Annotated in this window: 9 protein-coding genes and 1 pseudogene; 5 read left to right on the top strand and 5 right to left on the bottom strand. The window is 72.0% G+C overall.

Annotated elements, in window-relative coordinates; translation table 11 throughout:
* Positions 1 to 140 precede the first annotated feature (140 nt).
* Positions 141 to 2,450, top strand: a complete 2,310-nt coding sequence (locus QMK28_RS04010) for a serine/threonine-protein kinase (RefSeq protein WP_326435562.1) — start codon at positions 141 to 143, stop codon at positions 2,448 to 2,450.
* 134 nt (positions 2,451 to 2,584) lie between these two features.
* Complete coding sequence (locus QMK28_RS04005) at positions 2,585 to 4,150, top strand: phytoene desaturase family protein (RefSeq protein WP_326435561.1); 1,566 nt, start codon at positions 2,585 to 2,587, stop codon at positions 4,148 to 4,150.
* 138 nt (positions 4,151 to 4,288) lie between these two features.
* Here QMK28_RS04005 and QMK28_RS04000 read toward each other — a convergent pair whose 3' ends face one another.
* Positions 4,289 to 6,187 (bottom strand): serine hydrolase, encoded by a 1,899-nt coding sequence (locus QMK28_RS04000; protein WP_326435560.1) that lies wholly within the window; start codon positions 6,185 to 6,187, stop codon positions 4,289 to 4,291.
* A gap of 360 nt (positions 6,188 to 6,547) precedes the next feature.
* Here QMK28_RS04000 and QMK28_RS03995 point away from each other — a divergent pair, with 360 nt between their 5' ends.
* Entirely contained in the window at positions 6,548 to 7,651 is a 1,104-nt protein-coding gene (locus tag QMK28_RS03995) for an NAD(P)H-dependent flavin oxidoreductase (RefSeq protein WP_326435559.1), read from the top strand.
* Between the two features lie 41 nt (positions 7,652 to 7,692).
* Complete coding sequence (locus tag QMK28_RS03990; protein WP_326435558.1) at positions 7,693 to 9,258, top strand: acyl-CoA synthetase; 1,566 nt, start codon at positions 7,693 to 7,695, stop codon at positions 9,256 to 9,258.
* 245 nt (positions 9,259 to 9,503) lie between these two features.
* On the opposite strand, the pseudogene QMK28_RS03985 reads toward QMK28_RS03990, so the two are convergent.
* A pseudogene (locus tag QMK28_RS03985) lies at positions 9,504 to 10,397 on the bottom strand (penicillin acylase family protein); the annotation flags it as partial.
* A 457-nt stretch (positions 10,398 to 10,854) separates the two neighbouring features.
* Between QMK28_RS03985 and QMK28_RS03980 the strand changes: the two are divergent.
* Positions 10,855 to 11,124: a hypothetical protein gene (locus tag QMK28_RS03980; protein ID WP_326435557.1), complete on the top strand. Its 270-nt coding sequence runs from the start codon at positions 10,855 to 10,857 to the stop codon at positions 11,122 to 11,124.
* A gap of 200 nt (positions 11,125 to 11,324) precedes the next feature.
* Here the strand turns inward: QMK28_RS03980 and QMK28_RS03975 are convergent, their stop codons facing one another.
* The 3 genes from QMK28_RS03975 to QMK28_RS03965 all read right to left on the bottom strand — a co-directional run bounded on the left by QMK28_RS03975 (position 11,325) and on the right by QMK28_RS03965 (position 15,160).
* Positions 11,325 to 12,926, bottom strand: a complete 1,602-nt coding sequence (locus QMK28_RS03975; RefSeq protein ID WP_326435556.1) for a DUF4041 domain-containing protein — start codon at positions 12,924 to 12,926, stop codon at positions 11,325 to 11,327.
* Between the two features lie 235 nt (positions 12,927 to 13,161).
* Positions 13,162 to 14,295, bottom strand: coding sequence for a hypothetical protein (locus QMK28_RS03970; protein ID WP_326435555.1), 1,134 nt, complete (start codon positions 14,293 to 14,295; stop codon positions 13,162 to 13,164).
* A complete protein-coding gene (locus tag QMK28_RS03965; protein ID WP_443050534.1) occupies positions 14,252 to 15,160 on the bottom strand; it encodes a TniQ family protein in 909 nt (302 codons plus the stop codon). Before QMK28_RS03965 ends, QMK28_RS03970 begins: the two co-directional genes overlap by 44 nt.
* Between the last annotated feature and the right edge of the window lie 90 nt (positions 15,161 to 15,250).

Genomic DNA, 15,250 nt, shown 5'->3' with positions numbered 1-15,250 from the left:
TCGACGCCGCCACGGCCCCGTGACCGCCCGCGCTCCAAACCGCCGCGCCCCTCGCTCGCCGCCCTACAGACTCCGTACCCCGGCAGCCATACTGGACAGGCCGGGGAGGCGAAGCGAAATAACGGGGGCGACGGCACGCGATGGAGGACACCAAGCTGGTCCAAGGCCGGTACCGACTGCTCGATCTGATCGGGCGCGGAGGTATGGGCGAGGTGTGGCGCGCCCGCGACGAGTCGCTGGGGCGGCAAGTCGCGGTCAAATGCCTCAAACCGTTGGGGCCTGAGCACGACCACTCCTTCACCCGGGTGCTGCGGGAGAGGTTCCGGCGCGAGGCGAGGGTCGCCGCCGGGCTCCAGCACCGCGGGGTGACCGTGGTCCATGACTTCGGCGAGTACGAGGGCGTGCTGTACCTCGTCATGGAGCTGTTGGAGGGCCGCAACCTCAGCCAGTTGCTGGAGGACAACAAGCAGCGTCCGCTGGCCGTCCCGGATGTCGTGGAGATCGCCGAGCAGGTCTCCGACGCCCTCGCCTATACGCACAAGCAGGGCATCGTGCACCGCGACCTGAAGCCCGCCAACATCATGCGGCTCACCGACGGCTCGGTGAAGATCTGCGACTTCGGCATCGCCAGGCTCGGCCACGACATCGGCTTCACCTCGCGGCTGACCGGCACCGGCATCGCGATGGGCACCCCGCACTACATGTCGCCCGAGCAGATCGGCGGCACCCAGGTCGACCACCGCAGCGACCTCTACTCGCTGGGCTGCGTGCTGTACGAGATCGCCACCGGCGCGCCGCCGTTCGACCTCGACGACGCCTGGGGGGTACTCGTCGGGCACCGCGACACCGAGCCCCGGCCGCTCCGCGAGCACCGCCCGGAGCTGCCGGGCAGCTACGAGCGGATCGTCCTCGACCTGCTGGCCAAGGACCCCGCCGACCGGCCCCGCGACGCTGCCGAACTCAGCCGGCGCATCGCCTCGGCCCGCGCCCTGCTCGGCTCGCACGCGGGGGCGGCGGACCAGGAGACGGACCTGGCGGCGGGCCTCGCAGGCCGGTCGGACCCCGTGCCGGCGACCGATCCGCCGCAACAGCGGTCGGCGCGCGCGGCGGTCCCGCCGGCCCGGGAGGAGCAGCTGCCGTCCTGGACCCGGGGGATGACCACCGGCTCCAAGGCGAGCGGCGCCTGGACCGCCCGCCCTGCCCCGCCCGACGCGTCCGCGGGGCTCACCGGCGCGTGGACCGGACCGGTCGACCCCCGGCAGTCCGCCGTGCCGCCCGGCGAGCCGGAGCGCCCCACCCCGCCGCCCGAGGTGCTGTCCGTGCTCGCCGGCCGGCACAACGCGGGGCTCAGCCTCGGCAGGCTCGGCCGCTGGGCGGAAGCCGGCGAGGTGCACCGGGCGGTCGCCGCCGAGCGCGAACACGCGCTGGGCCCCGACCACCCCGACACCCTCGACAGCCGCTACCAGGTCGGGTTCACCCTCAGCCGCTCGGGCCGTGCGGCCGACGCGCTGCGCGAGTACGGGCGGGTCGCGGCCGGGCGGGAACGGGTGCTGGGCGCGGACCACCCGGAGACCCTCGCGGCCCGGCAGGAGACCGCGTTCGTCCTCGGCCAGCTCGGCCGGCACTTCGAAGCCCATCAGGTCTACGCGGCGGTGCTCGCCTCCCGTGAGCAGGCCATGGGCCCCGACCACCCCGACACGCTTCGCTGCCGGCACAACCTCGCCTACAACCTCAGCAGGCTGGGCCGCCTGGAGGACGCGTGCCGGATGGCCCGCGAGGTGGCCGCCGCCCGCGCCCGGGTGCTCGGCGCCGGGCACCCCGACACCCTCGTCACCCGCTACGAGGTCGCTTACGCCCTGGGCCGGCTCGGCCGCTGGCCGGAGGCGTTGCAGACCTACCGCGAGGTGGCCGCCGCGCGCGGCCAGGCGCTCGGGGCCGAGCACCCGGACACCCTCGCCGCCCGCTACGAGGTCGGCATCAGCCTCGGGCGGCTCGGCCGCAGCGCGGAGGCCCTGACGGTGTACCGGGACCTCGTCGACGACCGCACCCGCGCGCAGGGCCCGGCCGATCCGGAGACGCTGCGCGCCCGGCACGGTCTCGGCGTCAACCTCGGCCGCCTCGGCCGCTGGGAGGAAGCCCTCGCGGAGGCGCGGGACGTCTGCGCGATCCGCGAGCGGGTGCTCGGGCCCGACCACCCGGACACCCTGGTGAGCCGGCGCGAGGTCGGCGTCGGGCTGGGCTGGCTCAGCCGCTGGGCCGACGCGCTGGCGGTCTACCGGCAGGTCGCCCAGGCCCGCCAGCGGGTGCTGGGCGGCGACCATCCCGACGCGCTCACCAGCCGTAACGACGAGGCGCACTGCCTGGAGCAACTGGGTCGCTCGGCCGAGGCGGTGGAGCTCTACCGGCAGGTGGCCGCGCTCCGGCAGCAGCGCGGGGTGCTCGGGCACTGAGCCCTGCGGGGCGGGGCGGTGCGGCGCCGGCGCGGAGGTCCGGTGGGTCGGGTCGGCGGGTCGGGTCGGTGGGTCGGGGCGGATCCGGACGCCGGATGCTGGCCGGGCGTGATCGCGCCGTGTTACCAAGGCCCATGCCTGCTCCTGAGTCCTACGACGCGGTGATCGTCGGCGGTGGCCACAACGGCCTTGTCGCAGCCGCCTACCTCGCCCGCGCCGGCCGTACGGTGCTCCTCCTGGAACGGCTCGGCCACACCGGCGGCGCGGCGGTCTCCACCCGTCCGTTCGCCGGGGTCGACGCCCGGCTCTCGCGCTACTCCTATCTGGTCAGCCTGCTGCCGCAGAAGATCGTCCGGGACCTCGGGCTGCGCTTCGCGGTCCGCCGCCGCACTATCTCCTCGTACACGCCCACGCTGCGCGGCGGCCGGAGCGGCGGACTGCTGGTGGACAACGCGGACGCCGCGCGCACCCGGCGGGACTTCGCCCGGCTGACCGGTTCGGAGCGCGAGTTCGACGCCTGGCAGCGGTTCTACGGGATGACCCGGCAGGTCGCCGAGCGGGTCTTCCCGATGCTCACCGAGCCGCTGCCGAGCCGGGCGGCGCTGCGGGAGCGGGTCGGCGACGAGGACGCCTGGCGGGCTCTGTTCGAGCGGCCGCTGGGCGAGACGGTCGAAGCGTTCTTCGCCGACGACCTGGTCCGGGGAGTGGTCCTGACCGACGCGCTGATCGGCACCTTCGCCTCCGCGCACGACCCTTCGCTGCTCGCGAACCGCTGCTTCCTCTACCACGTCATCGGCGGCGGCACCGGTGACTGGGACGTGCCGGTGGGCGGCATGGGCGCGCTCACCGACGCGCTCGCCGACGCGGCCCGCGCGGCGGGGGCCCGGATCGCCACCGGGTGCGAGGTGACGGGCCTCGAAACCGACGGGGTCGCGGCGGAGGTGACCTACCGGAGCGCGGCGGGGGAGGCGACCGTCGCCGCCCGGCAGGTGCTGGTCAACGCCTCCCCGCAGGCGCTCGCCGAGCTGCTGGGCGAGGAGCCGGCCGAGCGTGCCGAGGGGGCCCAGCTCAAGGTGAACATGCTGCTGCGACGGCTGCCCCGGCTGCTGGACAGCGGGGTCGATCCGCGCGAGGCGTTCGCCGGCACGTTCCATGTCGCCGAGGGCTACGAGGAGTTGGAGATGGCCTACCGGCAGGCCGCCGGCGGAGCGCTGCCGTCCGCGCCGCCCTCGGAGATCTACTGCCACTCGCTGACCGACCCGTCGATCCTGGGCCCGGACCTCGCGGAGCGCGGCTACCAGACGCTGACGCTCTTCGGACTGCACACCCCCGCCCGGCTGTTCGCCCCCGACCACGACGCCGTCCGCGACCGGCTGCTGGCGGCCACCCTGGAACGGCTCGACGCCCACCTCGCCGAGCCGATCGCCGACTGCCTCGCCCTCGACGCCGACGGCCGGCCCTGTATCGAGGCCAAGACCCCGCTCGACCTGGAACGCGAACTCCGGCTGCCCGGCGGCAACATCTTCCACCGCGACCTCTCCTTCCCGTACGCGGACGAGGGCGCGGACGGGGAGACCGGCCGCTGGGGTGTGGAGACAGGGCACGCGAACGTGCTGCTGTGCGGGGCCGGCGCGATCCGGGGCGGCGGAGTGAGCGGGATTCCGGGCCACAATGCGGCGATGGCGGCGTTGGGGCGGTAGCGGGGCGGGGGGCGGGGGTGCTGGGGCGGCTTGAGGCACCGGCTTGAGGCACCGGCTTGAGGCACCGGCTTGACGCACCGGTGCCCGGACGCCCCGCCGACGTGTAGCACTGAGGCCCCGACCCGTCGGCGAACCGCTTCAGTCCGCCGCTGAGGTCCAGCCCTGGAGGCTGATCCGGCCCGCGTCGGCCGGCCGCGCGTCGTCGAAGAGGGTGCGGCGCCCGTCCTCGACCCGGATCGCGTCCGCGTAGACGCCGCGGCCCACGTAGAGGGGGTCGGTCGCGTACCGCCAGCGCAGCCGTACCGGGCCGCCGCCCCGCCAGGCCGCGAGGTCCGCGCGCACCCGCTGCCACACCCGCCCGCTGTAGCCGGTCGCGGACCCGGCCGGGTGCGGGACCGGCTCCGCGCAGGGCGCGTCGGATGCGGCCGGTGAACCGGAGGCGTCCGGCGGGACGGACTCGGCACCGGCGGCGTCTGCGTCGGCGTCGGTGGAACCGGGCCGCGCCGTCCGCACGGTCGTGAAGGGCACCGGCTGCCAGTCGCCGCCGTCGCGGGACGCCTCCAAGTACACGGCGTCCGAGGTGGGTTCGGTGTCCCACCACAGGTCGCAGCGCAGCTCGGGGCGGGAGGCGGTGAAGGTCAGCGCGGGCAGCATGAGGGTCGCGGTCGCGGCGTTCGCCATCCCCGCGAACCAGGCGGTACGGCCGTGCGCCGGGCGGACCGGGACGGCGCGGGCCATGTTGTTCGCGGCGGCTACCCGAGGAGCGCTGCCCGCGCGCCAGTTGCGGCACGGGTGCACGGCGTTGGAGAGCAGCACGAGGAATGAGTCCGTGGTGGGGTCGAGCACGATCGAGGTGCCGGTGAAGCCGGTGTGCCCGGCGGTCTTTGGGGAGGCCATCGCGCCCATGTACCAATGCTGGTAGAGCTCGAAGCCGAGGCCGTGCTCGTCGCCGGGGAAGGCCGTGTTGAAGTCGGTGAACATCTGCCGCACGGACTCGGGCCGCAGGATGCGGGCGCTGCCGTACGCGCCGCCGTTGAGCAGCGTACGGCACAGCACCGCGAGGTCCCAGGCGCAGGAGAAGACCCCGGCGTGCCCGGCGACGCCGCCGAAGGACCAGGCGTTCTCATCGTGCACCTCGCCCCACACCAGCCCTCGGTTCAGCCGGGCCCACGGCTTGCGCTGGTCCTCGGTGGCGGCGATCCGGGGCTTCCAGCTCGCGGGCGGGTTGTAGCGGGTGGAGGTCATGCCGAGCGGCCCGGTGACGTTCTCGCGCAGCAGCGCGTCCAGCTTGCGGCCGGTGATCCTCTCCAGGACGAGCTGGAGGGTGATCAGGTTGAGGTCCGAGTAGAGATACCGGGTGCCGGGCGGATTGAGGGGCGCCTCGTTCCAGAGCAGCTGGAGCTTCTCCTCCCAGCTCGGCCGGTCGAAGAACTTGAGGTCGGGGCGGAACCCGGAGGTGTGGGTGAGCAGCTGACGGATGGTGATGGCCTGCTTGCCGGCCGCGCCGAACTCCGGGAGGTATGAGGCGGCCGTCGCCTCCAGTGCCAGTGCGCCGCGCTCGATCTGCTGGACGGCCAGGATCGAGGTGAACAGCTTGGAGACGGAGGCGAGGTCGAAGACCGTGTCGGCGGCCATCGCGCGCTGCTGGTCGGCGGGGAACTCCACGCCGGTGTCCGTGGCCTCGTCGTAGCGGGCGTAGCGGACCGCCTGGCCGATCGACTCCTCCAGGGCGACCGTCCCGCCCCGGCCGCCGAGCAGGACCGCCCCTGGGTAATACGGATGGGTGGGGGAGGGGCCCATGAACGCCTCGGCGTCGGTGACGAGCCGGCGGAGGTGCGCTTCGAGGAGCCCGGCCCGCTGCGCCGAGCCGCGGCGCAGGGTGGTCCGGGCCCGGCCGGCGGAGAGGACGGTCCCTGCCGGCGGGCTGCCGACGGTCGGGGCAGGGGGCGTGGCGAGGGCCGTTCCGGCCGGGGTGGAGGCGAGTAGCAGCGCGCCGCCGAGGGCGAGCGCGCCGGTTCCGAACTGGCGCCGGGTCATCGCGTGGTCCGTGCCCCGGCTTGCTCCCGGGGCCGTGCCCGGGTCCGCGCTGTCCATGGCATCCGGTCTGTCCGTTGCGGAATCGGTCACGCCCGAACCCCCCCTGAAAGAATCTTTCGCGCCGTCGATCAGTTGATGAAAGATTCTGCCGGGCCAGGGGCGCTGTCAAGCCTCACACCCACGCGCGCCTCCTCGCGCTCCTTCGCGCCCCGTCGCGACGCCTCACGGCCTTTCGCGCCCCAGCGCCCGCGCTCGGTCGGGCGCGGGGAGCGCGCGCCCCTCGCGCCCCGGCGCAAAGAATCTGACACAGCATCAGAAAATCTCTTCCCTCGTCCCGTCCGCTGCGGCATCCTGCCGCCCATGGAGACGGAGCTGAGCAAGAGGCTGGGAATCGAGCACGCCATCTTCGGCTTCACGCCGTTCCCGGCGGTGGCCGCGGCGATCAGCCGGGCCGGCGGGCTCGGCGTGCTCGGGGCGGTCCGCTACGGCGATGCGCGGGAGCTGGTCCGCGACCTCGACTGGCTGCAGGCGCACGTCGACGACAAGCCGTACGGCCTCGACGTCGTGATGCCCGCGAAGAAGGTCGCGGGGGTGACCGAGGCCGAGGTCGAGGCGATGATCCCGGCCGGGCACCGGCAGTTCGTCAACGAGACCCTCGCCAAGCACGGCGTGCCGGAGCTGGCCGAGGGGGAGGCGTCCGGCTGGCGGATCACCGGCTGGATGGAGCAGGTCGCCCGCGACCAGCTCGACGTCGCCTTCGGCTATCCGATCAAGCTGCTCGCCAACGCGCTGGGCTCGCCGCCCGACGACGTCATCCAGCGCGCCCACGAGCACGGCGTCCTGGTCGCCGCGCTCGCGGGCAGCGCCCGGCACGCGAAACATCACCAGGACGCGGGCATCGACGTCGTCGTCGCCCAGGGCTACGAGGCCGGCGGGCACACCGGCGAGATCGCCTCCATGGTGCTGACCCCCGAGGTCGTACGGGCCGTCGACCCGCTGCCCGTCCTCGCCGCCGGCGGCATCGGGACCGGCGAGCAGATCGCCGCCGGGCTCGCGCTCGGCGCGCAGGGCGTCTGGCTCGGCTCGCTCTGGCTCACCACCGAGGAGGCCGACCTGCACTCCCGTGCCCTCACCCGCAAGCTCATCGCGGCGGGCTCCGGCGACACCGTCCGCTCCCGCGCGCTGACCGGAAAACCCGCCCGCCAGCTGCGCACCGAATGGACCGACGCCTGGGAGGACCCGGCGGGCCCCGACCCGCTGCCGATGCCGTTGCAGGGGCTGTTGGTCGCCGAAGCGGTCTCGCGCATCCAGAAGCACGAGGTGGACGCGCTGCTCGGCACCCCGGTCGGCCAGATCGTCGGCCAGATGAACTCCGAGCGCAGCGTCCAGGCCGTCTTCGACGATCTGACCCGGGGCTTCGAGCGCGCCATCGACCGGATCAACCGCATCGCCGGACGCGCCTGAGCGCCGCGCCCGACCCGACGCCCCTCGCGGAGGTTCATCCCATGTCCCAACCCCCCAACGGCTTCTGGGCACAGGCGACCCGGGCCGTGCTCGACGGCGCGGGCGACCGTACGGTCCTGGTCGCCCCGGACGGCGAGGAGTGGTCCGCCGCCCGGCTGCACGCCGCCTGCAACCGGCTCGTCCACGGCCTGCGGGCCGCCGGGCTCCAGCCGGGCGACTCGTTCGCCGTCGTGCTGCCGAACGGAGTCGAGTTCCTCACCGCCTACCTCGCCGCCACCCAGGCCGGGTTCTACCTCGTCCCCGTCAACCACCATCTGGTCGGACCGGAGATCGGCTGGATCGTCTCCGACTCGGGGGCCAGGCTCCTCATCGCGCACGAACGGTTCGCCGACGCGGCGCGGGCGGCGGCCGACGAGGCGGGACTCCCCGCCGAAGGCCGCTACAGCGTCGGCGCGGCGGCCGGCTTCCGGCCCTACGGCGAGCTGCTCGACGGGCAGCCGGACACCCCGCCCGAGGACCGCACCAGCGGCTGGGTCATGAACTACACCTCGGGTACGACGGGCCGCCCGCGCGGCATCCGCAGGCCGCTCTCCGGCGAGCCGCCGGAGGAGACCTACCTCGGCGGCTTCCTCGCCATCTTCGGCATCCAGCCCTTCGACGACAACGTGCACCTCGTCTGCTCGCCGATGTACCACACCGCGGTGCTCCAATTCGCGGGCGCGGCCCTGCACATCGGGCACCGGCTGGTGCTGATGGACAAGTGGACCCCGCAGGAGATGCTGCGGGTCATCGACGCCTACCGCTGCACGCACACCCATATGGTGCCGACCCAGTTCCACCGCCTGCTGGCCCTCCCGGCGGAGGTCAGGGGCGCGTACGACGTGTCGTCCATGCGGCACGCCATCCATGGCGCGGCCCCCTGCCCCGACCATGTGAAGCGGGCGATGATCGACTGGTGGGGGCGGTGCGTCGAGGAGTACTACGCGGCGAGCGAGGGCGGCGGGGCGTTCGCTACCGCCGAGGACTGGCTGAAGAAGCCGGGGACGGTCGGCAAGCCCTGGCCGATCAGCGAACTCGCCGTCTTCGACGACGACGGCCGGCGGCTGCCCGCCGGTGAACTCGGCACCGTCTACATGAAGATGAGCACCGGCGGCTTCAGCTACCACAAGGACGAGGGCAAGACCCGGAAGAACCGGATCGGCGATTTCTTCACCGTCGGCGACCTGGGCTACCTCGACGAGGACGGCTATCTCTTCCTGCGGGACCGCAAGATCGACATGATCATCTCGGGCGGCGTCAACATCTACCCGGCCGAGATCGAGTCCGCGCTGCTCACCCACCCCGCCGTCGCCGACGCCGCGGCGTTCGGCATCCCGCACGACGACTGGGGCGAGCAGGTCAAGGCCGTCGTCGAAGCGGCCCCGGGGCAGCGGCCCGGCCCGGACCTGGCCGAGGCGATCCTCGCCCACTGCGAGGAGCGGCTCGCGGGCTTCAAACGGCCCCGGTCCCTCGACTTCATCGAGACCATGCCGCGCGACCCGAACGGCAAGCTCTACAAGCGGCGGCTGCGCGAGCCGTACTGGGAGGGCAGGGAGCGCGCGGTGTGAGCCGCGGTCGCGCTGACCTGCGGGTGTGCTGACGCGACGACGTGTCGATGCTCGCCACCTCTCCGCGTGGCGGACGCTGGGCGATAAGCCCCGGCGGTAGCCCCGGACCGGCGCGCGGACCGGCGCGCGGACCGGCGCGCGGACCGGCGCGCGGACCGGCGCGCGGACCGGGGCTCACCCGCGGCTCCGGGCCGGAGCGGTCCCCGTCCCGCGCCCGTCCCGCGCCCGTCCCGCGCCCGTTCCGGTCAGCGCTCGCTGACCCGCAGTACCCGCAGCTTCGGCGAGGCGAGGATGTCCTTCTCGCAGAACCGCTCCTTGACCATCCGGCCCGCCGAGTACAGCTCGGTCTGGTCGCTGTAATGCGGGGAGCGGGGGTTGGAGGACTGGGAGTACGTCAGCAGGGTCCGGGCCAGCGGGCACTTGCTGCCGTCGAAGCCGACCGCCTGGATGTAGCTGGACCCGCTCCGCACCTCGTTGTAGCCGCCCTGTGCGGGGCTCCAGAGCGCCTCGGTCTTGTTCCAGACGCCCAGCGACTCGGTGCCGCCGGGGACCGGGATGCGCTTGCCGCCGCGTACGACGAACTGGTGCCTGCCGAGCGGCGCGTCGAGCGCGATGTCCGCCGCGCGCAGTTCGGCGACGGCGTCGGCCAGTGCGCGGGCGAACTCCGGCGCGGCCGTGTTGAGCGTGTTCGGGGTGGTCACCGGGGCGGTGGGTGAGAACGGGGTCCGCCAGGGCGTGGACGGGGGGAGGGCTGCCAGCAGCTTGCGCCAGAAGCGGTCGAAGAGCAGCGCGCCCCGGCTGTCGGTGCGCACCGTACGGTCCCAGCGGGCGATCACCCGGCAGGCGGCCGAGACGTCGACGCTACGGCCGTCGCTCGCCACCGCGCTGCCGCCCGGCAGCGCCGAGCACGCCTTCGCGGTGTCGGCGGCGGCCAGGTCGCCGGCGGGCGCGCGGTTGGCGAACTGCTGCCGCTGGAGGTCGCTGACCTTCAGCCGGCCCCGCTCGGCCATCGCGGACACGTCCTGGACGGCCCCGCGGGTGCGCATCGAGCGCTGCGTGCCGATGTCGCCGAAGATCCGCGGATAGCCGGTGACCGGCCGGTCCGCGTTGGCCAGCCACGCGCTGTCGTTGGAATTGTCGAAGTCCTTGAGCACCCTTGGGTTGTGCGTCCGCAGTCCGTCGGGGGCGAATATCTTTTGGTACTTGGACCAGTAGGCGCCACGCGCGAGTCGAAGTCCGGCTTGACCGCGAGATATCGCGCCTTGAGCTGGGCCACGCGCTCCAACCGCTCGGGATCGTCGTCCTCGGGTTTCGGGAATCGTGCCCGAAGAACCTCGAAGGAGGGGCCGTCTGTTTCTGCGGGAGCGAGGGCTCTGTCGACGTCCAGCACTGCGGCAGCAGGTCCTGGTCGTGTCACCCGCTCGACACCAGCCTGGCCGAACAGCACCTCTCCTACGCCCAGTGGTTCGTACCCGCCCTAACCTGTGGCCTGATCATCCTCAACGCCGTCCACGGCGAACAGCAAGTGCGCGCGGTACGCGGACACGCAGTCAGAGCGCTTGGTCGAGACTGGTAGAGGGCCTGCGTACTGCGGCGTTGCACCTGGACCAGCCAAGCTGGTACTCCCCAGCCACCGCCCTCAACGATCTCTTGCAGGTCTACCAGGCCACCGCCACGGGGCCACCATTCGGCATGCTCTTGATCGGCGACCACAGCAACCATCAAGCCGGCTACTCCGCCTTCGACGACCGCATTTGGATCACCGGCTACGCCCGAAGCGCCACCGAAGTACCCCGTCTCATCGTCATCGGTGTACTGCCCATCGGCCGCCCCACGCCCTCGGCACTTCGACGGTCACTGAGCTGATTTCGCCGGGTAGGCTGTAACGAGGCCCGCGACTCGGTAATCGGTTCTGCGCATGATCGAAGGTGCGATGGCAGCCGGAAGAAGTGGTCCCCTGGTGGGCCAAGCCTGGCCTGGTAGGCCAGACAGGCGGCCGAACCCTTCGTTCCGATCAGTGTGGGGTGCCGCAGCCACCGCTGTCTTGGTGGCCGCCGGCGTGGATCTCACGATGCAGCAGTTTGCCCGCTGGCCGTAGTGCTGCTGCGCCATTCGATCGCCTCGGCGACTTCGTTGAACTCGACCAGGTGCTCACCGGCGCTGCGTTCGAGGACGGCCTTGACCTCTGCCGGCGTGACGCGGAAGAACTCCTTGCGGCTGTTGACCCGGTTGACGCGGCGCGAGGCGAACTCCTGGTGCAGCCGGGTTTCGAGGCCGACTGCGTCCTTGCTGAAGATCAGAGCGTGGACATCGAATCGGAAGGGCACCGCGGCGCCGCTCAGCTCGTAGATGCGCTCCAGAGGCTCGAGTCGCCGGGTCATCCCGATCTTGACCATGCTGTCGCCGAAGGCGCCGACGTTGGAGATCACGTACACATAGCCGGTGCGGATGTTGGCGGCACGGGCCTCCACGTCGTCCAGAGCCCCTTCGATCTCAGCGAGTTTCGCCGCCATCTCCGCGGCGGCCGCAAGATCACCCTGGGCCCGCAGCCTGTCCAGGGCGCTCTGGTAGTGGCTCATCTCCTTGTGGAGCTTCTCCCGCTCGCGGTCCAGTTCCCGCTGTGCGGTTGCCTCTTCACGCTCGCGTGCTCGGGCCTCGCGCTGGGCCTGCTTCTCCTCTTCCTTGCGCTGTAGGAAGTCCGCCGTCAGACGCAGCTCCTCGACTCGCGTGTCGTGGTAGGCATCGGCGATCCGGATGTCCATGGTGGCGCCCAGCTTGGCGATCGTCTCCCGGCTCTTGTACAGGCGGTCGACCAGCGAGGTGAGGCGGTGTGGACGCATGCTGCGCACGGCGTAGTCGGCTTCGGCGTTGTAGGCGCGGAGCATGAGTTTCGAGTAGTCGCGGATCATCTTGGTGCCTTGGCGGGCCGATCCGTTGACGGTCCAACCGCTGGCGCCGAGTACGGCCTGCTGTGAGCGGGCGAGTTCCTTGATCTTCGCCTTGATGGCGTCCAGACGGGCTCGGTAGGCCACGGCGTCGTCGAGCGGGTGACGGTAGGCGTAAATCCCGATCTGCTGGAGCATCACGGTCTCGTCGGTGGTCACGATCCGCGTACGCAGGTCGTTCAGCCGGCTCTCCGCCTGATAGACCTCGGCGCGGTGCTGCTCCGCCTCCTTCCGTGCCTTCTCCGTGTCCTTCGCGGCCTGGCGGGCGGCTGCCTGACTGTCCTGGGCCGTACGACGAGCCTCGCGCACGATCTCGTCGGCCTCGTCTACCGTCTGCCGGCGCAGTTGTTCGGCTTCCTGACGGGTCTGCTGCTTCAGCAGCGCTACCGTCGCGGCGTCGGCGCCCTGGGTTCGCGAGATCCAGTCGCGCAGTTGCTCGGCTTCGCTTCCCCCCTCTCCCCGGTTGCGCCGGAACCAGCGTTGCCGGCGGGGCGCCGGAATCTCGGCCGCGGGCGCGGGGCCTTCTTCGTCCTGCTGGGCCGGAATCCACAGCTGCCAGCCGTTGGGGGGTGGCGGCCAGGAGGGGTCCGGTGTCCAGTCCGTGGGCGGAGTCCAGCCGGTTGGCATCAGCCAGTTCGGTGGCGGGTTGAAACGATAGGCACCCATACGCCCCCCAGCGTCAAGATCACAGCGATCGTCCATCAGTCGGTCCTGCTTGATCATGGCGTGAGATCTGTGTGCCAGGCAAGAGCGCCGGGAGACCACCTGATCACGGAGGGTACTCGACCTGTAGGGAGCGCGCTTTCGTGAGCACCGGCTCCTGCGGAAACGCAGGTTTCCGCGAGCGGTGAGCAGAGGGCGTGTCGGCTGATCATGAGCAGAACTGCCCGCCGCACTCGAAAGAGCGGTCGCTCTCGGTGACGCGCCGAGGATCCGGGCATGGCCACGAGGCCAAGGTTTATGCGGTTCGTCTGGGCTCCACGGCAAGCTCGTCGGGGGCTCGGGTGAACTTCAATGGTCGCGACGATCGCCGGTCGCGCAGCTGGTCGGGTACCAAGTAGCCCTGGCGCGGTGGGCGGGGGTAGTTGCCCTTGTTGTGCGGGCGGGTCTGCGCGCTCAGGCGGCGGTTCTCCATCAGCAGGCGCAGTTGGTGCACCGTGAGGCCGAGGGTCTGGGCGACGTCACGGGCGGTGGAGTTGGGGGTCAGCAGGGCGCGGACGCGCTCGGTGGGGGTGCCGACGGGCGGTTGGGGCAGAGCGATGTCGTCGAGCCAGTGTGCTGGTGGCTCCCACGTCACCGGCTCGTCGGTGATGTGGTGGGCGGCGAGGTTGCGGTGCGCCTGCTCGTCGAGGAAGGCGAGGATCTCCGGGTGCGTCCGGTAGGCGAAGCGGTGTGTCCAGGCGGGTGCGTGGTTGCCGAGTTGCGGGTCGGCCCCGAGCAGTAGCCGCCGCAGCTGCCAGCGCAGCCGGTAGAGGTGGACTTGTTGGAATTGCCGGGTGCCCAGGCTCTTGCAGATGCGCCAGTGGGCGTTCTCGTCGAGGAGCAACGGACTCATCTCGTCGGCGACCAGGGCTCGGCGGCGTGCGTAGTCGATCGGCACCTCGTGCGTGTCGAGCACGCGCGCGTAGTGGGACAGCGTGCTGCAGATGTGATCGACGTCGACGAAGGGCAGCAGGGCCTCCAGGTTGCTGCGGAAGTGCGGATTGCCCATGATCCGGGCGCCCTGGCGGTGTCCGGCCGGGCCGCCGGGAATGAGCATGAGGCTTGCGCAGGCGCGTCGGAGGCCGGCGATCCTCGGCTGGTGCGGGCTCTTGGGCGGCAGTAGCCGCAGCGTCCAGGACGGCCAGAGCATGCCGGGCGTCTTGGACGCCCGCACGGTGATGTCCGCCTCGCTCAGGTAGGGCACGGCGGGCTCGGCGGTCGCTGTGCCGTAGCGCAGCCGGGCCTTGAGGGTGAGCTGGCCGTCGGACGCGGCGAGGATGCGCTTGATCACGCGGGGGCCTGCGGACTTCCAGTTGGGCAAGTACCGCGTGGGGTGTTCGCGCAGCTCACCCACTTCGCGGTCCGGCGCGAGGCACATCCACGCGAACACGTCCTCGCGCAGCGGATGCTCGGGATCGGTGGCGCGATGGCGGCCAGGGTGGTCCCGATGGCAACGTTGCGCGCGTCGTGGATCTCCATCGCCGAGGCGCCGGCGAGAAGCTCGCCGCCGCAGGCCGTGATGATGTCGCGTGCGATGGGTGGCACGACTTCGGGCCGGGTGCCGATGTTGCGTAGCGCTCGTCGTCCCAGGTGTGACAGTTCGCCGGCCCGTTCGCGCGCGGCAGCACTGCGATGCTCCGCGATGACGTGCGCGTTGACGCTGGCCTGCGATAGCAGGACCGCACCGCCTTCGGCGAGAGAGAGACGGCGGGGGCTTCGGTCAGGGGGTAGCCGCAGCGGGTGCCGCGGCCGTCGCGCTCGGTCAGGGAACGGCAGGCTTGTGGCCGGGACAGCATGCGGTGGTTGCCGCCGCTGAGCACGGGCGGGTGCTTGCCGCAGCGTGGGCACCGTTCGAGGAGCAGGACCCGGTGGCGGGTACAGGCGAAGGTCCAGCCCAGGCGCCAGTGCACCTGCCACCGGCCCCCGTTGTCGGCCAGGCAGGCGGGGCAGTAGCGCGAGGTGGTGCCGTAGAACCGCCAGTTGGCGGGCGCTGTCAGCCGGCGGGTCTGCCCGGTGATCCGCACGAGGGAACCGTCGAACGCCTCCAGTGTCATCACCCTCAGCTGCTCGGCCCCGACGCCGGTGCGCCGCTCCAGCAGCTCCAGCTCGCCCTCGGTCAGGCGCCAGACCATCCTGCGCACGGACATGTACGGCAGCCCCAGGTAGTCGGCGAAATCCACGGTATGCGTTCGCAGGCGGTGCGCGTAGCGCTCGCACCTGTCCTTCCCCTCGTAGCGTTGAGTCCGTGATTGCAGGGGAAGTTGAGAGTCATGGCGGAGAAGCGGCGGAAGTTCGATGCGGAGTTCCGTGAGGGGGCTGTCCGGGTCGTCACCGAGACCGGGAAG

Source organism: Streptomyces sp. H27-D2 (assembly GCF_035828615.1).
Classification (GTDB): domain Bacteria; phylum Actinomycetota; class Actinomycetes; order Streptomycetales; family Streptomycetaceae; genus Streptomyces.
This window is presented reverse-complemented; position numbering and strand designations above follow the sequence as displayed.